16 protein-coding genes are annotated in these 24462 nt (G+C 64.9%); 9 read left to right on the top strand and 7 right to left on the bottom strand.

The genetic code is table 11. The features are described from left to right. Positions 1–21: 21 nt before the first annotated feature. Together AC3ANP_RS17280 and AC3ANP_RS17275 are read left to right on the top strand one after the other, a co-directional pair. Complete coding sequence (locus AC3ANP_RS17280) at positions 22–1098, top strand: ABC transporter substrate-binding protein (protein WP_488331338.1); 1077 nt, start codon at positions 22–24, stop codon at positions 1096–1098. Positions 1099–1186: 88 nt separating this feature from the next. After that, complete coding sequence (locus AC3ANP_RS17275) at positions 1187–3334, top strand: acyltransferase family protein (protein ID WP_488331337.1); 2148 nt, start codon at positions 1187–1189, stop codon at positions 3332–3334. Here AC3ANP_RS17275 and AC3ANP_RS17270 read toward each other — a convergent pair. The 4 genes from AC3ANP_RS17270 to AC3ANP_RS17255 all read right to left on the bottom strand — a co-directional run bounded on the left by AC3ANP_RS17270 (position 3315) and on the right by AC3ANP_RS17255 (position 8865). After that, on the bottom strand, positions 3315–5144 hold the full coding sequence (locus AC3ANP_RS17270; RefSeq protein ID WP_488331336.1) for a glycosyltransferase family protein: 1830 nt from the start codon (positions 5142–5144) through the stop codon (positions 3315–3317). The two genes, AC3ANP_RS17275 and AC3ANP_RS17270, sit on opposite strands and share 20 nt — an antisense overlap. A 124-nt stretch (positions 5145–5268) precedes the next feature. Beyond that, positions 5269–5631, bottom strand: a complete 363-nt coding sequence (locus AC3ANP_RS17265) for a GtrA family protein (RefSeq protein ID WP_488331335.1) — start codon at positions 5629–5631, stop codon at positions 5269–5271. A 71-nt stretch (positions 5632–5702) separates the two neighbouring features. Further along, positions 5703–6662 (bottom strand): glycosyltransferase family 2 protein, encoded by a 960-nt coding sequence (locus tag AC3ANP_RS17260; protein ID WP_488331334.1) that lies wholly within the window; start codon positions 6660–6662, stop codon positions 5703–5705. Positions 6663–6807: 145 nt separating this feature from the next. Further along, the gene (locus AC3ANP_RS17255; protein ID WP_488331333.1) at positions 6808–8865 is read right to left on the bottom strand and encodes a DUF6541 family protein; all 2058 of its coding nucleotides are present in this window, start codon (positions 8863–8865) and stop codon (positions 6808–6810) included. Between the two features lie 136 nt (positions 8866–9001). Between AC3ANP_RS17255 and AC3ANP_RS17250 the strand changes: the two genes are divergently transcribed. Genes AC3ANP_RS17250 through AC3ANP_RS17235 form a run of 4 tightly spaced genes read left to right on the top strand, consistent with a single transcriptional unit; the run spans position 9002 to position 12504 of the window. Further along, positions 9002–9772 carry a glycosyltransferase family 2 protein gene (locus AC3ANP_RS17250; RefSeq protein ID WP_488331332.1) on the top strand — a complete coding sequence of 257 codons (771 nt, stop codon included), beginning with the start codon at positions 9002–9004 and terminating at the stop codon, positions 9770–9772. A 2-nt stretch (positions 9773–9774) separates the two neighbouring features. After that, the gene (locus AC3ANP_RS17245) at positions 9775–10200 is read left to right on the top strand and encodes a DUF2304 domain-containing protein (protein ID WP_488331331.1); all 426 of its coding nucleotides are present in this window, start codon (positions 9775–9777) and stop codon (positions 10198–10200) included. Continuing rightward, on the top strand, positions 10190–11086 hold the full coding sequence (locus AC3ANP_RS17240) for a glycosyltransferase family 2 protein (RefSeq protein ID WP_488331330.1): 897 nt from the start codon (positions 10190–10192) through the stop codon (positions 11084–11086). Before AC3ANP_RS17245 ends, AC3ANP_RS17240 begins: the two co-directional genes overlap by 11 nt. 8 nt (positions 11087–11094) lie before the next feature. Continuing rightward, the gene (locus tag AC3ANP_RS17235) at positions 11095–12504 is read left to right on the top strand and encodes an oligosaccharide flippase family protein (protein ID WP_488331329.1); all 1410 of its coding nucleotides are present in this window, start codon (positions 11095–11097) and stop codon (positions 12502–12504) included. Between the two features lie 329 nt (positions 12505–12833). On the opposite strand, the gene AC3ANP_RS17230 is transcribed toward AC3ANP_RS17235, so the two are convergent. The 3 genes from AC3ANP_RS17230 to AC3ANP_RS17220 form a co-directional block, all read right to left on the bottom strand. Further along, positions 12834–15653, bottom strand: a complete 2820-nt coding sequence (locus AC3ANP_RS17230; RefSeq protein WP_488331328.1) for a M12 family metallo-peptidase — start codon at positions 15651–15653, stop codon at positions 12834–12836. 213 nt (positions 15654–15866) lie between these two features. After that, positions 15867–18152 (bottom strand): GH25 family lysozyme, encoded by a 2286-nt coding sequence (locus tag AC3ANP_RS17225; RefSeq protein ID WP_488331327.1) that lies wholly within the window; start codon positions 18150–18152, stop codon positions 15867–15869. 580 nt (positions 18153–18732) lie between these two features. Then, positions 18733–20865: a polysaccharide deacetylase family protein gene (locus AC3ANP_RS17220; RefSeq protein WP_488331326.1), complete on the bottom strand. Its 2133-nt coding sequence runs from the start codon at positions 20863–20865 to the stop codon at positions 18733–18735. 563 nt (positions 20866–21428) lie between these two features. Here AC3ANP_RS17220 and AC3ANP_RS17215 point away from each other — a divergent pair. From AC3ANP_RS17215 to AC3ANP_RS17205, 3 genes are read left to right on the top strand one after another with little or no spacing between them, the layout of a single operon-like run. After that, positions 21429–22652 carry a TadA family conjugal transfer-associated ATPase gene (locus AC3ANP_RS17215; protein WP_488331325.1) on the top strand — a complete coding sequence of 408 codons (1224 nt, stop codon included), beginning with the start codon at positions 21429–21431 and terminating at the stop codon, positions 22650–22652. Then, positions 22652–23506: a type II secretion system F family protein gene (locus tag AC3ANP_RS17210; protein WP_488331324.1), complete on the top strand. Its 855-nt coding sequence runs from the start codon at positions 22652–22654 to the stop codon at positions 23504–23506. Before AC3ANP_RS17215 ends, AC3ANP_RS17210 begins: the two co-directional genes overlap by 1 nt. After that, positions 23503–24444 (top strand): type II secretion system F family protein, encoded by a 942-nt coding sequence (locus AC3ANP_RS17205; protein WP_488331323.1) that lies wholly within the window; start codon positions 23503–23505, stop codon positions 24442–24444. Before AC3ANP_RS17210 ends, AC3ANP_RS17205 begins: the two co-directional genes overlap by 4 nt. Positions 24445–24462 lie beyond the last annotated feature (18 nt).

Here is a 24462-nt window from a genome sequence, read left to right as displayed (position 1 = left end):
ACCAGATTGGAATGTATAGCAATGGCAGAATCCGAAGACGGCAGCGGACGGCTGGCCGGGCGACGGCAATTTCTGGCGGGGCTGGTTGCACTTCCTCTGGGTCTGGCGGGTTGCCAGGCCGTCAGCTCCGAGTCGGCGACGCCCTCGACTACAGCCGAGCCGAAGGCGTACCCGCTGTCCGTGAAGCACGCCTTCGGAACGACCGTGATCAATCGGGAGCCCCGGCGGATCGCGACACTCGGTCCCGGCAGCAACGATATCTGCGTCGCCCTGGGCGTAGCGCCGGCAGCCATGCCGCTATCGGCAGCCCAGCCCAATGGGTCAACCCCGTGGTTCGACTTTGCTTTCCTCCCCTTCGGTCTGGAATCGCCGTTGCTGCTGGACGAGGCGAAAGGATTGCCGCTTGATGAGCTAAAGGGAATGGGACCTGACCTGATCCTCGCAGTCCACTCAAGCCTGTCGCGCAGCGATTACGACGAACTGTCGAAGATCGCTCCCGTGGTTGCCTACCCCGACGGCCCCTTGGCCACCGACTGGCGCACGTCCCTGGCCCTGGTCGGCCAGGCCTTGGCCCGCCGCAACGAGGCTGCGAAGGTCCTGACGGACACAGAGAACAGCATCCGTGCGGGCCTCGGAAATTATCCCGACCTCGCTGGAACGGAGTTTCTGGTTGCGAAAGTCAGGTCCGCCCTGGGCGCCGACTTCGAGGTGTATGGCGAGAATTCCAATCCGGTCAGGATCCTAAAAGATTTCGGACTGAAACCCGCCGCATCGCTCGCCAGCGTTAAGCAGGCGGCCCGCCCGGTGAGTCCCGCATCCGGCGGCCCCGATGTGTACGCCTGGCCCCAGGAGAAGGCCGCCGAGCTTGCCAGCGATATCGCTGTCTTTTCGGTGAAACGGGAAGAAACCTCGGTCCTCAAGAGCGCCGGCACTCTCAATGCTGTCCCGGCCCACCGGGCCGGCAACTTCGTCCTCGCAGATTCTGCAGGCAACGGATTGGCACTGGATACCGCGTCGTGCCTGTCCGTGAAGTGGCTGTCCCGTACGATGCTGCCAGAACTGGCCCGGGCTGCCTACGGCGCCAAACACAGCGGATAGGTCGGCACCACATGCCGGCAAGCCTGCACTCAGCGCCGTCCCAGAGCGACGTCGGGTTCGACTAAACCATAATTGACGAGGAGTACGCGTGGCCGATCAGGTCCTCATCACCAGGGCAGCTCGGCGCCAGGCAGAACCCGTCAACGCGACGCGAAAAGACATCCAGGCCCTGCGCGCCCTGGCCGTCGGGCTCGTGGTGCTCAATCACCTGTGGCCGCAGCGGCTGACCGGCGGCTACGTCGGCGTGGATGTTTTCTTCGTCATCTCTGGCTACCTCATTTCAAAACACCTGCTCGGCGAGCTGGAGCGTACAGGGCGGATCAAACTCGGGCAGTTCTATGCGCGACGGATTACGCGGCTGCTGCCTGCCGCGACCGTCGTAGCTGTTGTTTCCTTGGGCGCGGCGTGGGCGCTGCTGCCGTTCTCCCGTTGGTCCGCAGTCGCTCAAGAGACCATGGCCTCGGTGCTGTACTTCGAGAACTGGTTGCTGGCCGGAAAATCTGTGGACTATTCAGCGCACAACGACGCAGCATCCACCGTGCAGCACTACTGGTCTCTCTCGGTCGAGGAGCAGTTCTACCTTGTCTGGCCCCTGCTCCTCCTTGGCCTGTTCGCCGCCGCCGCCAGGTTCCGCACCCCCCGGAGGGCCGTTCTGGCCGCCGGCGTCGTAGCTGTCAGCGTGCTGGCCTTCGCCTTTTGCGTCTGGTTCACCCACGCCAACAAGAGCCAGGCCTATTTCGTCACGCCCGCCCGGGTCTGGGAGTTCGGTGCCGGCGCCTTGGTGGCGATCGGCGGTGCCCATGTGTTGGCCGCGATCCGCCTGCGGCTTCCAGCGGCGCACTTGGTGATCTCCGGCGTTGCCCAATGGCTTGGCTACGGCCTGATCGGCTGTTCCGCACTGCTGTACAACGAGCAGACATTCTTCCCCGGGACGGCCGCCGTGGTGCCTGTCATCGGAACCCTCCTGGTCATTGCTTCCGGGCCGACCGGGCCGCGATGGTCGCCTAACCGTTTGCTTGCCGTCAAACCCGTCCAATTTGCCGGGGACGTGTCGTATTCCCTCTACTTGTGGCACTGGCCGATCATCGTCCTGGCGCCCGCCCTCCTCAGCCGATCGCTGGGTACGCCGGAAGAATTCGTTATCCTGGCGCTGGCGCTTGGGCTTTCCTACGTCTCCAAAAAGCTGATCGAGGATCCGGCCCGTACCAAGCTCATGCGGGGAGCCAAACCGTTGCGGGTGGTAGCCGCCATGGTAGCGGCAGTCGCTGTGGTGTGCGCGCTGTGCGGTGGCCTGTTGCTGGGCGTTGGCTTGGCACAGGACGCCGAAACAGCCAAGCTGCAAGGCCTGTCCGGGCAACCCTGCTACGGGGCGCGGAGCCTGGATTCGCGGAATAACTGCCCGGATCCCTTCGGTGCCGCCCAGGTCGCGAACGTGGGCGCCAACGAAGCCCCTTGGTTCGACGCGCCCGAATGCAGCCCCTCGACGGATCCCATCGTCGTGCAACAACGGGCACTCCTGACCGAGTGTGATTTCACCGGCGGAACGAAACCTGTCGAGACGGTCTGGCTGGTCGGTGATTCGCACGCCGAACAGTGGAAGACCGCCATTTATGAGCTCGCACGACTTCATAAATGGAAGGTGAAGGAGACCCTGCTGGGCGGCTGTCCGTTTATTGATGCGAAACGGGTTGCGTTCATGGGGAAGGCGAGCACCGAGCCGCAGGTGCAGGAGCGGTGCCTGGAATGGGGCAGGAAGCTGACCGAGCGCATCGTAGGGGAAAAGCCGGACATGGTATTCGTGGCGACGTTTGGGGCCGGCGAGACCGTAGACGACGGTACGGGCCGACCCCAGATGGAACAGTACAAGGACGGCGTGACCAAGCGCTTTGCCGCATGGGCCCACTCCGGTCCGCAGGTCTACGTGCTTCGGGACACTCCACTCACGTTGCACCACAGCAGCCCGGACTGTGTCGCACTTAACCAGCAGACGCCGATGGCATGCGCCAATCCCCGCGCCGACGCCTTGGTGCCGGACCCGGTCGCGGCCGCAGCCCGCGGGATGGGCAACCCCGCCGTCAAGGTGATCGATCTGTCCGATCAGTTCTGTAATGACCAGACGTGCCATGCAGTGATCGGGGGACTGCAGGTCTACTACGACACCGACCACGCATCACGGAGCTACATGCATTCGCTCGTGCCCGTGCTGGCTCAGAGGTTCAATCAGGCCCGTCAGTAGGGGATAGGCCGGCTGGGTCGGAAACCTGGCGCGATGCTCCGGCGTACGCACTGCGCCGCCCCGTCCTCTGCCGTTCAGCGACGTAGCCTGCATCCGGCACCGGTGACGGCTCGCCGCCGTCGGGCACACTCACCGGCACCGCCTCGCCACCGTCGGGCGGGCTCACCGGCACCGGGCGTTCTCCTCTGACGCGGCCGGCCAATGCCGCGACGGTCAGGGAAGCGAGGAGGATGAAGAAGGGCAGGTACATGTACAGGTACCGGGAGCGACCTTCGAAGAAAAGCAGGAACAGCACCAGCGCGAACAGCGAGAGGCGCATGACCACCGCTGCCGGCTGGTGAAGGGAACGTCCGCGCAGCAGCAGGGGGGCGGACACCAGCAGCAGGGTGGCGAACCAGAAGGACTGCCAGAACGCCCGCAGGAAGGCGAAGTGCGGCCCTTCATAGTAGAAGTAGCCCTGAATCGCCCGGCTAACGGGGTCATCAGCGAGCAGTTCGACGGGCTTCCGGGCCATGCCCTCACCCCAGTTGAAGAACGTGCCGTCGCCGAGAATGGTCTTTCCTTTGACATTCAAAAAGTCCAGGTACCCCCAGGGGCCCATTCTTGATACCCGGTCCACGTACACATCGATCCCGTTTTGGAAGCGGTCCTGAACGGAGTCGATCGCCTTGGTCTCCGTGACGTCGGGACCATGGAAACCGCCGAGGCCGGTTGAACCCATTTTCAGGAAGTGCGTCACGGGGAACTCTTTGTCGTTGTTGGCCAGATCGAAACTCATGGCGGGACTGGCTGCAACCGCGGTCTTGATGGCGACGTTGCCCGCCACGAAAACGCCCATTGCCAGCGCCACGCAGACCGCGGCGGCTGCCAGGCGCCGCCAATTGCGCTGCGGGGAACCCTGGGCGAAGAGGACGGCGAGAGCGGAGGCAACGAGAACGAACACGATGGTCGGCTTGATGTAGAAGCCCACAGCCGCCACCAGGCCCATCGCTCCCCAGAGGACCAAAGAGAGGGGCGGTCTTTTCACCTGCTGGCTGAGCAGGAACAGATAAAGCAACAGGATCGGGAAGACCATACCCAGGGTGTCCGAGTAAGGCACGGCGACCCATGGGCTCAAGGCGATGTACACACCGCAGGGAAGCAACGCGAACATCGCAGTCGCGGTGCCGGCGATCTTGCGGGCCACGATAACGACCAGCAGGACCGCGGCGGTCAGGACGACGGCATTCAGCGCGATCGCACCGAGGAACAGATCCGCGGCCCCGAACTGCTGGAGCAGGGAGAGATACCCGGCCAGGACCAAAGTCAGCATGATGTTGTTTGGATACATCGCGTAGTAGTCGCTGTCGATGGTACGGAGGGAGCCTGTTGCCAGACCTGCGGCGTTGCTGTAGATCGTGCCGGCGTCCCAGTCGGGGATGACCCGAACCGCGGTGCCTACCAGGAACTCCACGGTAAAGAAGCAGCCCAGCACGACGCCGGCGCCCAGGAATTGGGACCATTTGGGCAGCCCGTCGAACCAGGCTGCGGCCAGAACGCAGAACCGATACACCGACGGCACGGCTGCCAGGATGACGAAGACTGCAAGGGTCACGGGTCCCAGCGGAAACCCCCAAAGGAGGATCACCGGGCTGACCATACTGCCCAGCAGGAACCACGCAACGAGCCCGCAAAACGCGAGCTGCGCCGTCCGCAGCAGCCACCCGTGCGGCAGGTGGCCCGGGACCTGCCGGGTAAACACCTGGGTCCAGAAAAAGCGCAGATACGCATAATCGCCGACCAAGACGCCGACGGCGGCGACCGACAACAAGCGAAAGGCTCCGTTGGGTACCACATGGGGGGCAAGGAACCATGCGGCTGCCGCCAGAACAACGGCGGTTCCCAGCCGTAGCCAGCCGCGCGGCCCCCGGGGCGGCGCGGAGCGGCGCCCCGGGCTATCCAACGGAGCCGCCGCGGTCTGCACGGAAAACCCACAGACGCATCATCAAAAAGGTGCAAAGGGCCACGCATCCGGTCGCGAAGAACTGGACCGGAATCTGGGGGAGGCCGAGGTTACTGACGAAGATCCAGAGCAGCCCGAAGTTCACCCCGTAGCCTACGAGGTTCGCCACGGCGAATTTCACCAGGGTGGGGGCGAGGCTGCCGCGGTGGCCGAACGTCCATTTTCTGTTTCCGACAAAGCTGATGATCATCCCGATGCCGTAAGCCACCGTCATGGCGGGGATTGCCGCCATTCCAAGCAGTGACAACACCACGAAAATTCCGTAGCCCGCCAGGTTGTTCAGGAGCCCGATCATGATAAATCTGGCCAGCTTGTGCTTCGCGAGCCGTTTCGCCAGGGGAACGGCGGCGGGCGCACTCGTCGTGCTCAACGTTCGATTCGCTGGGTAGCAGGGTCATTGGCGTAGACATTCCGGACGCCGTAGAGGGGCCTGTTCTGGACCTGCTTGTAGATCCGGCCGACATAGCCGCCAAGGATGCCGAGCATGATCAGCTGCAGGCCGCCCATGAACAGCACCGCGATGACTATGAAGGTCCAGCCCTGGATCACGGCGCCGGGGACGAAGAGCTTCATGTACAGCGCGTACAGCACCCCGACGACACTCAGGCCGGCGGCAGCGAAACCGATGCGGGCGATCACCGTCAGGGGGAAGGTCGAAAACCCCAGGATGCCGTCGGCTGCGAGCTTCACCATCTTGCTGAACGGATAGCCCGTGACTCCGGCGAAGCGTTCGTCGCGATCGAACTGCACCGCCACCTGTTTGAAGCCGACGTAGCTGACCATGCCGCGCAGGAACCGGTCATGTTCGCGGAACTTCTTGATTTCATCCACGACCCGCCGGTCGAGCAGCCTAAAATCTCCAGTGTTCGGCGGGATGTCGATTTCGGAGACCTTCTGAAGCACTTTGTAGAAGACTGCCGCGGTGACCTTCTTGAATGCTGTGTCCTGGCGGGTGCGACGCTGGGCATAAACGACGTCGTAACCCGCTTCCCACTGTTCAAGCAGGTCCCGGCTGACGGCCGGGGGGTCCTGCAGGTCGCTGTCCATGATGATGACGGCGTCACCGGCTGCGGCGTCGAGGCCGGCGGTCACCGCCAGCTGGTGTCCGTAGTTCCGTGCGAAGTCGATCACGGTGACCCGGTCGTCGTGTTCCCGGAGTTCCATGAGGAGGGCCAGCGAACGGTCGGTGCTGCCGTCGTTCACGAACAACAGCTCGACGTCGTACGGCAACTCCGCGGTGACCTCGCAAACCCGCTCGTAAAGCAGCGGGATATTTCCCGATTCGTTGTAGATGGGAAAAACGAAGGAAACGTTTGTTCCGCGCACGGCAGGGACCCCCAGGGCTTTTCTCGTCGTATCCGGGCGCTGGCGTGACCCGCCGCCTTCACACCGGGACGGCGGAAATATCGGATTTATGAGGCCATTCTACCGCTCGCGGCCGGTGGAGGCTGGCGTGCGCAGGTTGGACGCGCTAGCCGCAGGCGGTGACCCGATAGAGGTGCGCCTTTCCTTCGGTCTTGACCGCTTCCACTCCGGGGACAGCGACCTGGCCGAGGTCCCTCAAGCCGATAAAGGGCTCGTCGCCGGGAACTACCTCAAAATCCCCGAAGTCCAGGGCCCAGTACGCGTTCAGCTTCTTGATGATCGGGCAGACCTTGGTGTTGTAGGCCGCCTCGTCCCAGTGGTCCAGCAGGTACTGCTCGTCTGCGGTCCGGGTTCCGAAGATGTGGGGCGCCAGCGTCTTGCGGTCTGAAACCGCGTAAACCAGGGACCCGCCGGTTCGGGGGTTGGCCACCACTACGTCCGATGCCGGCACGAGGCCGGGTACCTCGGCGAGCAGCGCGGTCTCGTCGGTGGTCAGGAGGTACGAGTTTGGCGTGGTCTGGAAAATTGTATTGAGCCGTTGCTGCACGTTGGACAACGTGCCGCCCTGGGCAGCTGCCCCGAGGACGAGGACGAGGGCGACCGACGCGGCGACCCCGGTCACGGCCGGCAGCCGGGCCGCTACCGGGCGCACGGCCGGTGCCAGCTTGCCGGGATTGGTCCGCCCGTTGAGCACGAGGTAGTCGCACAGCGCCCGGACCCGCCACGTCAGCCACTGTGCGCCCATCACGGCGACCGGCAACGTCACAACGGGAAGCAGAGCTGCCAGCCGGAAGCTGTCGTTGTACCAGACTCCTGTCCAGAAGGTGCGGAAGTCCCCGGGCGTCCACGCTGAAACGATGACGTAAAGCGCACCGCCCACGGCATACATTCCGAGGACCCACCAGTATTGCCCGAGCCGACGGGCTACGACATAGGTGCCGATGACGGTCAGGGCAAGCAAGACCCAGGCCGCGGTGGTGCCCATGGGAGCGCTTGCCAGAATTTCCCCAAGGGCCCGAGCGTTGGACTGGAAAGGCGTCCACGGCGCGGCCGCCAGGCTGGGCCGCGCAAGCGACCAGACGATCAGGCCGAAAGCTATATAGGCAGCGGTTGCCGCGGTCCAGAGCAGCAGGGCTCGCCCGGTTTCCTTGCCGCGCCGGTAGCGCCGCCATGAAAGGATCAGCCGGGCCACCACCGGCGGGGTGCTGAATCCGATGAGGGCCACGAGGGCGCTGGGGTGTGCCAGCGCCAGGCCGGGGCCGACAAGTGCCAGCGCGATCAGCGGCGCCCAGAATGATGACGGCCGGCAACGGGCCAGGCCCAGCACTTCAATCACCAGGCCCAGGGCGACCGGCAGCAGCGCAATGGCGGCGTGGTTCGGGTACAGCACGCCGAAGGCAACCATGAGGTAGGGAAAGGAACTGAAGCCGGCGGACAGGACACCGGCACTGAGGATGGCCAGGGCCTGGTTACCGACGATCCGGGTGACGAGGAAAATGCACGACAAGGGCCAGATAATGGCGCCGATGACGATGGTTCCGACGTTGACGACTTCCATTACCGAGGAACCGCCGAACATGAAGACCAGAGCCATGAGATCGTGCATTGCAGCCGGATAGAAGCCCGTGGAGGCGTCGGTCAGGTTGCCCAGCGTCAGCGACGACCCGTTCTGCATATTTGCGATGTGACGGATGGCGTTGAGGTGGTAAACGTTGTCGAAAGTCTGGGAGAGGCTGTCTGGCCGGCCAAAGCCGCGAACATACCGGTAAGTCACAATTGCCGCCGGAATTGCGACCGAGGCGATCACCAGCACCGGCCAGAGTTTTTGCCGGGAGGCTGCCAGCGGCACGACTCCATTGGCGCCGAGCACGCCGCGTTGACCAGCCGGCAATTCGCTGGTCCGACGGCGAAGCCACATGGTTCGGGCAACAAACGCCACCAGGGTGGCGGCGGCCGCGGAGACCAGGTAGGTGACCGGGTTGAACGGAACGTGTATTCTCTCCAGAACGATGGCCAGAACGGAGGCCAGGGAAAAGGACACCGGAGCGGCGAGGCAGACGAGGTTAAGCCGGCGAACTCCCCCGGCGGCCAGGATGGCCAGGCCCGGAACGAAAAAGACGAGAATCGATCCCGCGAGCGTTGGGCCGGTTTGCCACCAGGTCATGAATAAGTTCTCCTCAGAATGCCAATCGAACGCTTCAAGTATGCCTTGCCTCCGGGTGGAAGCGCCCTTCGGCGCCCCCGAGCAGAGGGTTTTCCCTGCACCAGCCCGGCAGTTGACGTTGATATAGTTGAGCATCATGGGCAACTCAACGACTTCCGGCGTGCTGATAATCATGCCAGCTTGGAACGAAGCCGAAGCGATCGGAGACACCGTCCGCGAAGTCTTGCGCACGGTGCATCACGACGTACTGGTTGTCGACGACGGCTCCAAAGACAACACCGCCCACGTAGCGCATCAGGCCGGGGCGACCGTCATCAAGCTGCCGTTCAACCTCGGCGTCGGTGGCGCCATGCGCACTGGATTCAAGTACGCCATCCGCCACGGCTACAAGGCCGCGATTCAGGTTGACTCCGACGGCCAGCACGACCCTCTCGACATCGACAGGGTGCTGGCCGGCCTTGAGGTCGCCGACATCTCCATCGGCGCGCGCTTTGCCGGGCGCGGCAGCTACGACGCCAAGGGGCCCCGGCGCTGGGCGATGTCGGTGCTTGCCAAGGTGATTTCCCGGGTTGCCCACACCGAACTGACGGATGTGACCTCCGGCTTCCGGGCCGCGAACGAACGCGCGCTGCGCCAGTACATCGATCACTTTCCCGCCGAATACCTCGGCGACACCATCGATTCACTGGTGGTGGCCATCAAGTCCGGATGCCGCGTCACGCAGGTGCCGGTCGAAATGAAGGTCCGCCAGGCCGGCACTCCCAGTACAGGCCCGCTGAAGTCGGCCATTTACCTGGCCCGCTCCGGTCTCGTCCTATGCTTCGCGCTTGCACGGCGTAAGACGCCGGCCCCCGATTCCGTCCACACGCCCGAGTTGGGTGCCATAGCAGGCGAAGGCAGTATCTGATCATGAGCGTTGCGTCTTCTCTGGTTATTGCCATTGTGATGGTTCTGGTCGTTCTGCAAATGCTGCGGCGCGGCAAACTCCGGGAAAAGTACACCGTCCTGTGGCTCGTCGTAGGCGGCCTCACCATCATTCTGGGTGCCTTCCCGCAGCTCCTGGACTGGGCCGCCTCCCTTGTCGGCATCCGTGTACCGGCCAACCTGCTGTTTGCCCTCGCCATCGTGCTGCTCGTGGGTGTCAGCTTGCATGTCTCTCGTGAATTGACCATCCTCGAAGACGAGACTCGGATCCTAGCCGAGGAGGTTGCGATACTCCGCGCCTCGGTAGAGTCGCTCCAATATGCCGCAGGATCGCCTGCTGCCGTGACCTCGACCGACGACCATACGGCCGTACCTGGCCAATCCACACGGAAAGAAACTAATGACCATTGATGTAATGCTGCCGTACTACGGCGACGTGGCCATGATGAAGGCGGCTGTCGATTCGATCCTTGCCCAAAAGGACCGTGATTTCCGGCTCACTATCGTCGACGACGGCTACCCCGACGAGTCCCTGCCGGCCTACTTCGCCTCGCTGACCGAACGCGACGACCGCGTCCGCCACCTGCGCAACGAAGTTAATCTGGGCGCCAACGGCAACTACCGCAAGTGCCTGGACCTGATCGAGCACGAATACACGGTCATCATGGGCGCTGACGACATCATGCTGCCGAATTACATCGAGACCATCCGCCGCGGTTTCCAGAACCCGGAGGTAGACATTGTGCAGCCCGGCGTCGAGGTCATCGATGAAGACGGCGTCGTCTACAACCCGCTCGGGGACAAGGTCAAAGATTTCCTGCGTCGACGCCTCGTCGGCGAGAGCGCCGAGGCGGTCGTCGCGGGGGAGCCCTTGGCCAAGAGCCTCATCACCGGCGACTGGCTCTATTTTCCCTCGGTGGCCTGGCGTTCGACTGCCATTAAGCAGCACAGCTTCCGCGAGCAGTACAACGTGGTCCAGGATCTTGCCCTCGCCATGGACATCATCATGGACGGCGGAAGGATGCTGGTTTCGGACACAGTCTGCTTCCAGTACCGCCGCCACCGCGAGTCCGACTCCTCCGTGCGGGCACTCGATGGCCGCCGTTTTGCCGAAGAGCGGGCCTTCTTCGATGAATGCGTCCGGGACTTCCGGAAACTTGGCTGGAACGACGCCGCCACTGCGGCACGGTTGCACATCTCGTCCAGGCTTCACGCAGTGACCCTGGCACCGAAGGTCATTGAAAAGCGCATGTGGCCGGGGCTCCGCAAGCTCGCCGCCCACGTCGTCCGACTCTAAAGAAACCGATGGTCGCCGAGCACACCACGAAGGTCAAAGGCAGCAGCGCCGGGTCCGGTTCGGCGATCCTCTACCTTGCAGGGTCCGTCCTGCAGGGCCTGGGCCTGTTGCTCATCCAGCCGTTCGCCATCCGGCTGCTCAGCGCCGTCGAATGGGGGCTCGTCTCCACTTCTGTCGTGGCAATCCAGGTGGTGGTGGTCCTCATCTCAGCAGGGCTGCCGCTGGCCATCACGCGGCTGTGGTTTGACCCCGACGACGGCCAGCGCCGGGCGACCGGCATGTACGGTTTCCTGGCCGGCGGCGCCGCTGTCCTGGGTATGCTCATGGCCGCCGTCGTTGCTGCCTTTACCCTGTTGACCGGCGGATCGGTGGCGTGGCCAGCGGTCATGGCCATGGTTTCCATCGGGCTTCTGGGAACTGTCCTGGGAGCCCAGGCGGTTCTCCGGGCGCAGAATCGTCCCATCGCTTTCGTGCTGTTGAGCCTCGTATCCTCGGTGGCCGCCAACCTGGCGGGACTCGCGGCGATTTTGTTGACGACGGCGACCGCCACCGCCTACCTCGTGGCGTATACCGCGGCGGTCGCCGCCGCTGCCGCGGTAGCAGTCCTGTTGGTCAGGCCGAAGGCGCCGTGGAAGGTGCCCCAGGTGATCAGGGAATCGGTGGCTATGGCCGTGCCCCTGCTGCCCCACACGGGGGCGCTCATGCTGCTGACCCAGGGCGCCGTGCTGCTGTTGGCCCTGTTGGCCGGCGCCGCGCCCGCAGGCCAGTACGGCGCCGTGCTGATTTTCGCGCTGGGCCCGCTGACCCTGCTGAACGCCCTGAACAACGCGTGGGCCACCCGCCTCATGGAGGCCACGGCCGCCAGGCTGCCGGTGCTGTTGCGGTCCGTGGCCGTCGAGGCCCTGCTGGCAGGGGCCGCGATCGGCATTCTTGCCTCGGCGGCCGCTACCGCCGGGGGGTTCATCCTCACCCAGGCACCCGAACAGCTTGGCCCGGTCGCGCGGGTGCTGCCGCTGGTCTCCGTCGGCTATGCATTGTTCCTGGTTGCTACGAACGTGGTTTACATCCTTCAGCGGACCTCCATCATGGCGTATGCCACGCCCTTGGTCCTGGTGCTGATGGGGGCCGCTGCGGTTCCCTTCGCCCTGCACGGGGACCTAATCGCGGTCGCAGCCATCCAGGCCGGCGGCTTCGTGCTCCTTGGAATCGCCTACTGGCTTGCGGTGAGGAAGTCCGCGCCGCAGGCCTGGCCCATTCGCCTGTTCCTTGTGCTGCTCGGTGTCCATCTTGCCGTTACGGTGGGTCTTGGCCTTCTCCCCGCCACTTTCCTCGCCGGCGTTGCAGAGATCACGGTCGTAGGCGTCATACTTGCCGGGCTGGCTTTCGTCAAGCTCAAGAGTCGAGCCGCCGCGGCCTAATGACTGCGTCTGGCGTCGTTCGGCAGTTGAAGGGCCGAGCACGGCAGGCGTAGTCCCCGGTGTTCGTCCACCCGTGCGGGCGACACTCCGGCCAGGCATCCCGGCCGCCTCCACTGCCCTCCGCCGGGCCCGCCTGCGGGCTCATCCGGGCGCATGCCGGGAACGGCCCATTTTCCCTGCCTGGACCAGTTCATTTTTTCTGCCCGGCCCGGCTGGAGCCGGCGCCCAAGAAAAGCCCCACCCGCTGCCGGCGATGAGCCAGCGTGAGCGGGTGGGGCTTCGTCCTGCCTAGGCCCCGGCGGAAAAGACGCCGGGTGGTGGGGTGGGGGTTAGTTGATGTAGGCGCCGCGGGTGGGGGTCCATGTGATTTTTCCGTTTTGGTAGGTCTGGGTGCAGTTGTCTGCGGTGGGGGTGCAGGTTTGGGGGCCGGTGGGGTAGCCGAGGCGGCCGGTTTCGTAGCCGTTGGCGGCCCAGAGGGATCGGATGGGGCCGGTGGGGCTGAGTTGTGCTCCGGTGGTGGGGGACCAGATGATGGCGCCGCCTTGGTAGTTCTGGTAGCAGCCGTTGTTGATGAGGCCGCAGGTGACGGGGGTGGTGGGGTAGGCGAGGGTGCCGGTTTCGTAGCGGGTGGCTGCCCAGGCGTTGCGGATGGGGCCGTTGGGGCTGAGTTGGGCTCCGGTGGTGGGGGACCAGATGATGGCGCCGCCTTGGAAGTTTTGGTAGCAGCCGCCGTTGACGAGGCCGCAGGTTTCGGGGCCGGTGGGGTAGGCGAGGGTGCCGTTTTCGGCGCCGCTGGTGCGGTAGAGGTTGCGGATCCCGCCGGGTCGGCTGAGTTGGGCGCCGGTGGCGGTGGTCCAGAGGATTTCGCCCTTTTGGTAGGCCTGGTAGCAGCCGGCGTCGCGGAGGCCGCAGATGATGGAGCTGGTGGGGTAGCCGAGCGGGCCGTTTTCGTAGCCGGAGGCTGCCCAGGCGGTGCGGAAAGTGCCGTTGAGGCTGAGTTGCGCTCCGGAGGCGGGGGACCAGATGATGGCACCGTTTTGGTAGAGCTGGTAGCAGCCGGCGTCGCGGAGGCCGCAGGTGACGGAGCCGGTGGGGTAGCCCAGGGGGCCGGATTCGAAACCGGATTTGGCCCAGGCGTCGCGGATGGGGCCGTTTTGGCTGGTTTGGGCGCCGGTGGCGGGGGAGTAGAGGATTGCTCCGGTTTGGAAGGCCTGGTAGCAGCCGTTGTTTTTGAGTCCGCAGATTTTGCCGCTGGTCGGGAAGCCGAGGGCGCTGTTTTCGGCGCCGGCTTGCCGGTAGGCGGTGCGGATGGGGCCTTCTTCGGAGAGTTGGGCGCCGGTGGCGGCGGAGTAGAGGATTTCTCCGTGTTGGAAGGCCTGGTAGCAGCCGCTGTTGCGGAGGACGCATACTTCTCGGCTGGTGGGGTAGGCGAGGGCGCTGTTTTCGGCGCCGGCCTGGCGGTAGGCGGTGCGGATCGCGCCGGGGGTGGAGGGCTGCGCGCCGGACGCGGCGGAGTAAAGGATTTCGCCGCGCTGGTAGGCCTGGTAGCAGCCGTTGTCGCGGATGCCGCAGATCACGGCGCTGGTGGGGTAGCCCAGGGCGCCGGATTCGTATCCGGTGCGTGCCCAGGCGTCCCGGACCGGGCCGTAGAGGCTGGGCTGCGCGCCGGTGTTCTTGGACCAGATCACTGCGCCGTTCTGGAACAGCTGGTAGCAGCCTCCGTCCTTCAACCCGCAGGTGATTTCCGAGGTCTTCGACCCCAACGCCGCCGTCGACGCTGCCATCGCCGCAATGGCCTTGCTGGCAGCAGCCGGAGTGGACTCGATGGTGACGCCGGCGGCGGTGTTGCTGATCCAGTCAATCGACACGCGGGTGCCGGCATAGGTGGTGAAGGTCTGGCCGGCCTGCCACGCGTGGTGATCGCTGTAATATCCGGCAAATTGCCTGGAATCGGGCATGAGAATCAGGGAGCCGGCGCCGATTTGCTGAACGATCTTGACGCCTCGGTTGCCGGAGACGGCGGTGGCGGTGTCGAAGCCCACGGGAAGCCGCAGTTCGAGGTAGTAGACCTCGCCGCTGACCGGGTCCGCGAACTTGACGGCCCGATTCTTCGCTGTGCCCGCCCACGCGGTCAGTGTGAAGCTCTGGCTGCCGCTTGCCTTGCCTACGTTGAGAACCTCGTCGCCCCGCCCGAAACCGCCGAAGTCCCAGAGCGTGGAACTGATGGTGGGCTGGCTGAGCTGCGATGCGCCCATCAGGTCCATGGTGTCGCCGTACTCGCGGATACTGCAGCTGCTGTCGGTGAATGTGCCATTGGCGTTCGTTCCGGTGTCCTGGGCTCCGCTTCCGCATTGAAGGCTGTTGGCGTGCATCAGACCCAGAACGTGGCCGAACTCGTGGGTCAGAACGCTCTTTGTTAGAGCTGCGGGCATGGGCATGAGAACCTTCCCGCTCGTTCCGTCGTAACTCCAGCCGGCCCCGTAAGCACCCGCGGACAGCGTGGGCGTCGATACGAAGACCACCAGGGCCCGGTAGGAGCCGGGTGACCACCCGAGTTCGTTGGTGATGGTGTTCATCATGTCGGAGTAGCTCTGCCGGGAAGAAGCGCTGCGGCTGTTGAATGTCTCAGTGCTGGCCACGCTCATGGACAGTCTGTTGTTGGACATGGTCCGCCAGTAGTTGCTCGTTGTCTGGACCGCAGCGATCGCACTGTCCATCGGAATGGCTGCCTTGACATCGGTCAGTTGGACGGTCACCAGTCGGACCTTGATGTCACCGGTCCGCGCTACCGAGTAGGCCTCAGTGCTGAGACCGGGCTTCCCCGCGCCCTTGCTCCCCTCGGCTGGCGGGGTCTCAAACCAGTGGGCCGACGTCGGCGTGCCACCGAGGTTTTCCGCAGCCGGCTGCGCCGGCGACGTCTGCTTCGAGGGCGGGGCAGCGGCAGTGGGCGCGGGAACCACCGGTGACGGTGTCACCGGCGACGCGGACGCCGTCGGCGTCGGCGTGGCCGTCTGTTGCATTTGCCGTTCCGCCGGAGCGGGCGCCGTACCGGCCTGGGCAGAGGGGACCGCACTTAGCGACGCCGCTGAAAGGAGCAGTGCAGAGACGACGGCTGCCATCATCCGTTTGGGGTTCATTGTTTCCTTCATGGAACGCGGTGCCTTGCGCAGTGCTGCGAGGCCCGCGGAAGAGACCGGGAAATGTTAGTAGCTTAAGGACTCCTGAACGGCTGGTTGGACCAGCCGGGCGGAATCTGCGGATTACCTAAGGCGACATGCAATCTTTTGCGCGAAAGCTGCGCCAGTCCTGCGGTACCCGCGCCGCCGGCCAGAGGGCCGCATTGCCCGGTGGTGGGGTGGGGGTTAGTTGATGTAGGCGCCGCGGGTGGGGGTCCATGTGATTTTTCCGTTTTGGTAGGTCTGGGTGCAGTTGTCTGCGGTGGGGGTGCAGGTTTGGGGGCCGGTGGGGTAGCCGAGGCGGCCGGTTTCGTAGCCGTTGGCGGCCCAGAGGGATCGGATGGGGCCGGTGGGGCTGAGTTGTGCTCCGGTGGTGGGGGACCAGATGATGGCGCCGCCTTGGTAGTTCTGGTAGCAGCCGTTGTTGATGAGGCCGCAGGTGACGGGGGTGGTGGGGTAGGCGAGGGTGCCGGTTTCGTAGCGGGTGGCTGCCCAGGCGTTGCGGATGGGGCCGTTGGGGCTGAGTTGGGCTCCGGTGGTGGGGGACCAGATGATGGCGCCGCCTTGGAAGTTTTGGTAGCAGCCGCCGTTGACGAGGCCGCAGGTTTCGGGGCCGGTGGGGTAGGCGAGGGTGCCGTTTTCGGCGCCGCTGGTGCGGTAGAGGTTGCGGATCCCGCCGGGTCGGCTGAGTTGGGCGCCGGTGGCGGTGGTCCAGAGGATTTCGCCCTTTTGGTAGGCCTGGTAGCAGCCGGCGTCGCGGAGGCCGCAGATGATGGAGCTGGTGGGGTAGCCGAGCGGGCCGTTTTCGTAGCCGGAGGCTGCCCAGGCGGTGCGGAAAGTGCCGTTGAGGCTGAGTTGCGCTCCGGAGGCGGGGGACCAGATGATGGCACCGTTTTGGTAGAGCTGGTAGCAGCCGGCGTCGCGGAGGCCGCAGGTGACGGAGCCGGTGGGGTAGCCCAGGGGGCCGGATTCGAAACCGGATTTGGCCCAGGCGTCGCGGATGGGGCCGTTTTGGCTGGTTTGGGCGCCGGTGGCGGGGGAGTAGAGGATTGCTCCGGTTTGGAAGGCCTGGTAGCAGCCGTTGTTTTTGAGTCCGCAGATTTTGCCGCTGGTCGGGAAGCCGAGGGCGCTGTTTTCGGCGCCGGCTTGCCGGTAGGCGGTGCGGATGGGGCCTTCTTCGGAGAGTTGGGCGCCGGTGGCGGCGGAGTAGAGGATTTCTCCGTGTTGGAAGGCCTGGTAGCAGCCGCTGTTGCGGAGGACGCATACTTCTCGGCTGGTGGGGTAGGCGAGGGCGCTGTTTTCGGCGCCGGCCTGGCGGTAGGCGGTGCGGATCGCGCCGGGGGTGGAGGGCTGCGCGCCGGACGCGGCGGAGTAAAGGATTTCGCCGCGCTGGTAGGCCTGGTAGCAGCCGTTGTCGCGGATGCCGCAGATCACGGCGCTGGTGGGGTAGCCCAGGGCGCCGGATTCGTATCCGGTGCGTGCCCAGGCGTCCCGGACCGGGCCGTAGAGGCTGGGCTGCGCGCCGGTGTTCTTGGACCAGATCACTGCGCCGTTCTGGAACAGCTGGTAGCAGCCTCCGTCCTTCAACCCGCAGGTGATTTCCGAGGTCTTCGACCCCAACGCCGCCGTCGACGCTGCCATCGCCGCAATTCCCGTGGCAGCCGCACGGGGGACACCCTGCGCGGCAAAGATGCGCAGCGCCTCGTAGCTCCCGTTCCAAACGTTCGAGTCACCCGCGAAAGGTCCGATGCTGCTGTACTGCCAAATGCTGTAAGCGTCCCAGCTTGCGTACGGAAGCGGCCCAGCGTTATTTGTGGGGGACCCTGGGTACGCCGCTACCCAAAGCGGGTAATCCCCAAAGCCGGGTGGGTTTCCAAGACACTGATTCCACCATGACGTGTTTGTGTATATGACCGGCAGTCTGCCCGTCAAGGAAGACATGGTGCTGCCAAAATCACGAACCCAGGCTGTCAGCTGGGCGGGGGACATGCCGTAGCAGGTGTCGCCGAAGTAGAAGCCGTTAATGGTCCGGTTGGCGTAGGGGTTGAACTCGAAATCGAGTACCGGGGGAAGTGTATAACCGTCCGAGGTCCAGCTGCCGCCGTTTTGGACAAAGTAGCGGGCTTGGTCGGCCCCGGAGGACCAGTTCGGAATGGCGAAGTGGTAGGCGCCACGAATCATGCCAGCATTCCGAGACCCCTGGAACTGCGAGGCGAACGAATCGTTAGTGAAGTAGTTGCCTTCGCTGGCCTTGACGTAGGCAAAGCGGGCTCCCAGTTGCCACTGTTGTTGCCAATTGACACTTGGCTGGTGGCCGCTGACGTCTAAGCCTTGAACGCCGAAAGTTGGCGACCACGTGCCTTGAACGTTCAGGGCTTCGGTATTCAGGGCGGTGCCGCTCGCTGCGGTTGCTCCGACGCGTTTGGAGGTCTGGCCCATCTCGGCACCCCCTGGCCCAATTGCCGCAGCCATGGCCGACTTGCTCGCCGGTAAGGACGGGTCGGTAACTCCGGACCCCGGCGACGGTGCCGGCGAAGGAACTGCTGGCGAAGGAACTGCCGGGGTCTTCGATGGTGCTGACGGTGCAGGGGCGCTGGGGGAAGGCGAAGATAAAACACCGGCAGGGGCCGCCGGAGCGCTGGGGGAGGGCTCTACGGCGTTCGCCGGAGCAGCCAGTCCCACGCCCGCCAGCAGGGCTGCAGACAGAAGCACGGCACCGACTCGTCCGAGCGGGCGACTGGCAGGGGGAAATGCGGTCGGCTTCATTTATACTCCGGAACAGCGAGGCACTCTTCAGCGTCCAATCGGTCCCTCGACGCGATCGGGCTCCGAAGGCCGGCCGAGAGAATGTCTGACTTATCGCGCCCACCGTAGCACCGGCAAAGGCATCAAACCAGAGTTTCGCATGTTGCTGCTGTGAACGATGTGATAACGCATCGTGGACGGCGCTCGTCTCAGGGTGGCAGCGGTCGCTATTGGAAGGGGCAGTGCGTTGCAAAGCTTCGCCCGCCGCAATAAATGATTGCGGCGGGCGAAGAGTGCTTCTGCTGTACTACTTGTAACTGATGATGGTGCCAAGGACCGCCGTCCAGCTGATTCTGCCGCCGACGTAGTCCTGATATGTCACGCTGCCCACAACATACTCGTTGCTCGTCGGATACCCGAGCCGGCCAGCTTCGTAGCCTTGGGAAGCCCAGGCGACGCGGATGCCGCCACGTGAGGTGTGGGCTCCCGTGGCCGGGGACCAGATGATGGCGCCGCCCTGGTACATCTGATACACACCGCCGCTGACGAGTCCGCCGACTTCATCAGTGGTCGGGTATCCCAAGACGCCGTTTTCAAAACCCGAGGCAGCCCACGCAGTGCGGATGCCACCCACGGAGATGTGGGCTCCGGTGGCGGGGGACCAGATGATGGCGCCGCCTTGGTAGTTTTGATAGACGCCGCCGTTGCGGAGTCCGCCGACTTCGTCGGTGGTGGGGTACCCCAGGGGGCCTCCCTCGAAGCCGGTAGCGGCCCACTTCTGGCGGATGCCGCCGACGGAGTAGTGGGCTCCGGTGGCGGGGGACCAGATGATAGCGCCGCCTTGGTAGTTCTGATAGACGCCGCCGTTGCGGAGTCCGCCGACTTCATCGGTGGTTGGGTACCCTAGAGGGCCGCTCTCGAAGCCGGTGGCAGCCCACTTCTGCCGGATGCCGCCGACGGAGTAGTGGGCTCCCGTCGCTGAAGACCAAATGATGGCACCGTTGGCGTAGTTCTGATAGCAGCCACCGCTCGCGAGTCCACAGACGACTGCTCCCGACGCGGCTCCCATTCCCGGAGTCGCGGCAGCCTTCGCCGCGATGGCGGCGGGACCGCCGGAGGCTGCCGAGGCCGCCACCAGCGAGTAATCATCCGTTATAAGCGTTCCAGTGCTGGTGAGCGTCAACGCCAGTGACAGGGCGGTGGCGCCTGCAGGCACAGGATCAGGGGTCGTCCAACTTGTCTGTGTGTAGGTGGCGGACGGAAGTACGAACGGGCTGGACGTCCAATAATGCCATTCTCCCGGTCCTTTTCGGTAGTAGACCTCGAACTGCGTCGGGGCAGTGGACATGTACCAAGCGGACATCGTGTACCGTTGGCCTGCCGTCACTGTCGGGGCGCATTGGCCCGTATCGAGCGGGGGCAGGATTTTAGCGTCTCCGCCGGCGTCTCCGCTGGCGCGACTCGTCATGACCAGCTGGGCAGCCGCTTTGCCGGAATGGGCCGTCGCCACGGTGCTCGTCGTATACGTATTCAAGCCGTAAGAGCCCGGAATCCAGCATGCCGCCGGGCTGCCAGGAACAGAACTTGGTGTCTCAAATCCGGGGTTGCGGAGGAGATTTCCGGAGGTTATGGGTGCCGGCGGGTTTGGACCGTTGGGGGCCGGCGGTTTGACCGCTCCACCGATGACCTGGTCGACGGTCTTCACTTGGACCCGGCCCGCAGCCTGTTCGGCTGCCAGGAAGTCAACCAAGGAGTTAAACTCCGCGGCAGGAATGCTCAGGGATTCCCCTACGGCGTTGATGTGGTGGAAGGTGTACTGGACCCAGCCCCCACCCGGCTCCGCCTTGAGAGTCAGGTCCTTCAGGTTCTGAAGAGTCCAGGTACTGTCGACCTGATCCGGGGCCTTGGTCAGGAAAGGGTCGGCCGGCGGGATCGCCTCGGCCAGCGGGTTGCCGGTCGAGTCGGGGGCCTTGCTGGCGATGTCACCGAGGCCCCGCGCGCTGTTGTAGCCGCAGGCGGCCACGACGCTCTCGATCGCGGGGCTCGATGCGGCGAACGGGTAGGCGAAGCTCGTGATCCGGAAACCCTGTGCAGTCAGGGCATTGCGGTCGTTGCAGATCTGCCGCTGTTGTTCCCCGGTGTCAGCCAAGGTCAAATCAGGATGGGTGACAGTGTGACCGGCAATTTCATTTCCAGCGGCCTGCAACGCTTTGGCCTGCGCCGTGTCCATATAAAATTTCGGGTCTGCATTCAGGAAACCGGAGGGCACGTAAAACGTCCCCTTCAGGCCTTTGGAATTCATGTAGGCGGCCGCGGCCACCTGGTCGATGTGGGCATCGTCAAATGTCAGTGACACGATGACCGGACCCGCAGCGCGGGCAGGCTGCGCCACGATGGCGGCGTTGAAGACGGTCAGCAGCATCAGTGCTGCTGTACCCATGGCCGCCGGTACGGCGCGGCGCCGGCGGGATTCTTGTGCGGGATGGCCTCGCCTAAAGCGTGAGACCGCGGTCCACCTAGTTTGCATGCCAAATCCAATCGTCTTGCCGGCGATCAGACTGCCAGGACTTCGCGCTGATTCCTGTGTCCTCCCATTGCACAGCGGCAAAGTCTGGGGCGCTCATCGCAGGCACTAAATTACGGGCCATCAGCAAGTCGCCAGGACTGTGATTCTTACGGGTTCGGGAGTGCAGCCCCCATCCCAACTGCTGCTGACGGGCGCCACGCTATGACCACCAAAAATCACTGTCAACGGTAGTTACTACTTGGACAACGCACTCGCTGCGGTCCGACGCGGACTAGGTAATTACATGGAAATACTTGCGGTGCCCTCCAGCAGGAGTAGTGCCGCCAGGAGTCGTACCGCGGGGGACTTTTTGTAGGGACGGGGTGTCCGTTTTCCACAGACGCCCCGGAGGCTCTTGCCCGGCACGGTCCGCCCCCTTAGCTTTAACCCAAGTTGCACTGCCCCAGGGGAGGGGCAGCGGTCGTGTTGGGGGCACCGTGGAGGCTGTGCGCATCGTCGAGGACGAGGTCCGGGAGCTGATCCGCCGGCGCGGACTGGACCCGCTGCGGCAGGGCGCAGAAGTGCGGCGCCTGGTCGACGAGGCCATCAGCGACTACGACGAGCGCGCATTGCTCGCGCCGTTGCCCCCGATCGGCTCCCTGGACACCGTGCGCCGGTTCGTCTTCGACGCAGTGGCCGGCTTCGGTGCCCTGCAACCCCTGCTGGATGACCCGGCCATCGAGGAGATCTGGCTCAACGCCCCGCACGAAATATTCGTGGCCCGCAACGGCGAATCGGAGCTAACGTCCATCGCGCTGACCGAGCAGCAGGTCCGCGACCTTGTGGAGCGGATGCTCAAAAGCTCCGGCCGCCGGCTTGACCTCTCCTCACCCTTCGTGGACGCCGCGCTTCCGGACGGCTCACGCCTGCACGTTGTGATTCCGGATGTGACGCGTCGGCACTGGGCCGTCAACATCCGCAAATTTGTGGTCAAAGCCAGCAGGCTGGAGCATCTGGTGGAGCTGGGTACCCTCACTCCCCAGGCAGCCAGGTTCCTCGGCGCAGCGGTGGCCAGCGGGCTGAACATCCTCGTCTCGGGAGCCACCCAGGCCGGCAAGACCACCATGCTGAACTGCCTGGCCGCCAGCATTGGCAGCCGGGAGCGGGTTGTCACGGTCGAGGAAATCTTTGAACTGCAGTTTCCGCTTCGCGACGTCGTCGGCTTGCAGTGCCGGCAGCCAAACCTCGAGGGGGAAGGCGAAATCCCGCTCCGCCGGCTGGTAAAGGAAGCCTTGCGGATGCGCCCGGACCGGCTGGTGGTCGGTGAGGTCCGGGAAGCGGAGAGCCTGGATATGCTGATCGCCTTGAACTCCGGCCTCCCCGGCATGTGTACCGTCCATGCGAACTCCGCCCACGACGCGGTGACCAAAATCTGCACGCTCCCGTTGCTGGCCGGCGAAAACATTTCTAGTGCCTTCGTCGTTCCGACCGTGGCCTCCTGCATCGACCTGGTGGTGCACTGCAGCCGGCACCAAAACGGCCGCCGCCAGGTCACGGAGATCCTTTCGCTCGGGCGTCGGGTGGAGAACGGCATCATCGAATCGTCCATGGTTTTCGATGCCTCGGCGGGGCAGCTGGAACCGCGGCCCAATGCGATGCCTGCCGCCGAGAAGTTCACGCGCGCCGGGTACGACGTCGCGGCGCTGCTGGAGGCGCGCTAGTGGCACCGCTGCTGGGGGTGCTGGGCGGGGCCGGATTATTCCTGATTTGGTGGTCGGCGTGGCCAAAGCCGGAGGGCCAGGCACGCCGGCAGCGGGTCAGCCGGCTTGAGGACCTGCTGCGTTCTGCCGGGATCGAAAAGGTCAGCCGCGCGGGTTTGCTGGCGACCTGCTGCGGCGTCGGCTCGTTCGTGACCCTCCTGTTCTTCGCTGGGACCGGATCGTGGCCCATGGCTGGCTGCTTCGGGCTCTTTGGCGGCTGGTTGCCGCTAGGTCTGGTGAGGTGGCGGGCGCGAAAGCGCATGGCCCTGCTCCGCGAACTGTGGCCGGATGTCGTCGACCATTTGCGGTCGGCCATTCGAGCGGGCCTGTCTTTGCCGGAGGCCCTGATCCAATTGGCAGAGAAGGGCCCAACGGAGCTGCGGGGGTTCTTCCGTGACTTTGGCGCCGATTATCGTGCCGGCGGCCAGTTCGACCCTGCCCTCACCCGGCTAAAGGAGCGCCTTGCGGACCCTGTGGCGGACCGGCTTGTCGAGGCCATTCGGCTGACCCGGGAAGTCGGCGGGTCCGACCTGGGCCGGCTCCTGGGTACGCTCGCCGAGTTTTTGCGCGAGAACGCGCGGACCCGCAGCGAACTGGAGGCCCGGCAGTCCTGGACGGTGAACGCCGCTCGGCTCGCCGTGGCGGCACCATGGGTGGTTCTGGTACTGCTGGCCAGCAGGCCCGAAGCTGTGGCCGCCTACAACTCGGCTCTCGGCGCCGCGGTGTTGCTCGGCGGCCTCCTGGTGTCCTTGTTCTCGTACGCCATCATGCTGCGGATCGGTGCCCTGCCGCAGGACGAGCGGGTGCTCCGGTGAGCGGGCTGACGGCCGGCGCGGGGGTCTGTGGTGCCGTCCTCGGTGTGGGTCTCTGGCTGGTGCTGGTGCGGCTGCCCTTCCTGCGGCCGCTCAGCTTCGCGGAGCGGATCGCACCGCAATTGCGCTCGCACAACCTGGAATCCCGGCTGCTGCGCGCGGTTCCGGGACCGGTCACCCCGTTCGGCCCGCTCGAGCGGATCCTGCGTCCGGTGCTCCATGACTGGGCCCGGGTCTTCAGCCGGCTGAACCCGGGCTCGTCGGCGCTCAACCGCCGCCTCATCCGGGCCGGGAGCAGCAAGACTGCGGTTGATTACCGTGCTGAGCAGCTCCTGTGGGCTGCCGGAGGGTTCGTGGCCGCGTCGGTCCTCGTGCTGCTGGGCGGAGCTACGGGCCGTTTCAACCCGCTGTTGGCCGTCCTGATTGTGGTCGGCGCGGGCGTGGCGGGGTTCCTGCTGCGCGATTACGTGCTGGGAGTGCAGATCCGGAAACGTGAAGCACGCCTGATGGCGGAGTTCCCCAGTATTGCCGAGCTCATGGCCCTAGCAGTCAGCGCGGGGGAGAACGCCGCAGGGGCACTGGACCGCGTCTGCCGACGGACTCACGGGGAGTTGTCCAAGGAGTTTGCGAGGGTTATGGCCGACACCCGCGCGGGCATGCCCCTGGCTGAGGCCTTGCAGGAGTTTTCGTCCCGCACCGATCTGGGGCCGCTCATCCGCTTCGTTGACGGCCTCGTCGTGGCAGTGGAGCGGGGTACACCGCTGGCGGAGGTCCTGCGGGCCCAGGCCCAGGATGTTCGGGACACGGCCAAGCGTCAACTCATGGAGGCCGCGGGTAAGAAAGAGATCGGCATGATGGTCCCGCTGGTGTTCGGTGTCCTGCCCCTGACGGTGGTGTTCGCCGTCTTTCCGGGGCTTGCGGCGATCAGTCTCGGACTGTGACCGCGCTGGACCGCAGCA

The organism is Arthrobacter sp. JB02-1C (genome assembly GCF_057748045.1).
The sequence above is the reverse complement of the archived record's forward strand: the minus strand, read 5'-3'. Positions and strand labels throughout refer to the sequence as shown.

What these genes read in the sequence shown, in the direction of transcription:
- AC3ANP_RS17280 (WP_488331338.1), top strand. Translation starts at nt 22, where the DNA reads ATGGCAGAATCCGAAGACGGCAGCGGACGGCTGGCCGGGCGACGGCAA.
- AC3ANP_RS17265 (WP_488331335.1), bottom strand. Translation starts at nt 5,631, where the DNA reads ATGATCGGGCTCCTGAACAACCTGGCGGGCTACGGAATTTTCGTGGTG.
- AC3ANP_RS17255 (WP_488331333.1), bottom strand. Translation starts at nt 8,865, where the DNA reads ATGACCTGGTGGCAAACCGGCCCAACGCTCGCGGGATCGATTCTCGTC.
- AC3ANP_RS17250 (WP_488331332.1), top strand. Translation starts at nt 9,002, where the DNA reads ATGGGCAACTCAACGACTTCCGGCGTGCTGATAATCATGCCAGCTTGG.
- AC3ANP_RS17245 (WP_488331331.1), top strand. Translation starts at nt 9,775, where the DNA reads ATGAGCGTTGCGTCTTCTCTGGTTATTGCCATTGTGATGGTTCTGGTC.
- AC3ANP_RS17240 (WP_488331330.1), top strand. Translation starts at nt 10,190, where the DNA reads ATGACCATTGATGTAATGCTGCCGTACTACGGCGACGTGGCCATGATG.
- AC3ANP_RS17235 (WP_488331329.1), top strand. Translation starts at nt 11,095, where the DNA reads ATGGTCGCCGAGCACACCACGAAGGTCAAAGGCAGCAGCGCCGGGTCC.
- AC3ANP_RS17230 (WP_488331328.1), bottom strand. Translation starts at nt 15,653, where the DNA reads ATGAAGGAAACAATGAACCCCAAACGGATGATGGCAGCCGTCGTCTCT.
- AC3ANP_RS17225 (WP_488331327.1), bottom strand. Translation starts at nt 18,152, where the DNA reads ATGGCTGCGGCAATTGGGCCAGGGGGTGCCGAGATGGGCCAGACCTCC.
- AC3ANP_RS17220 (WP_488331326.1), bottom strand. Translation starts at nt 20,865, where the DNA reads ATGGGTACAGCAGCACTGATGCTGCTGACCGTCTTCAACGCCGCCATC.